Source organism: Pseudomonas sp. IT-P176 (assembly GCF_949767245.1).
Taxonomy (GTDB): Bacteria; Pseudomonadota; Gammaproteobacteria; order Pseudomonadales; family Pseudomonadaceae; genus Aquipseudomonas.
The window spans coordinates 1-259 of sequence record NZ_CATKPN010000010.1 but is presented as its reverse complement, the minus strand read 5'-3'; the positions used below and the strand labels follow the sequence as shown (position 1 = coordinate 259).

Here is a 259-nt window from a genome sequence, read left to right as displayed (position 1 = left end):
CGAAATCCTCCCCCTACCTCCAGCCAAACTCCCCGCCTGGGACGGCAAGTTGCAGTGGCTCGAAGCCCGACTGGCCAATGTCCCACCGAAAAAGCCCAGCGAGGTGCTGATCCGGCAGTTGGCCAAGGCCAAGCTCCTTGAGCCGGCGACCGGCAGGGCCATGCCCGGTTCCCCCGCGTTCATCAAGATCGGTTTTCCCGCACCGACTTGCTCCAGCGGCCAGGCGTGTCCGCAGACCGGCTACTGGCAGGCGGTGCGC

General features: G+C 66.4%; 1 protein-coding gene. It reads left to right on the top strand.

The window, feature by feature from the left end; genetic code table 11:
- On the top strand, window positions 1–259 hold a 259-nt coding region (locus tag ACM6IP_RS00050; protein WP_414860656.1), incomplete at both ends, for a DUF6396 domain-containing protein.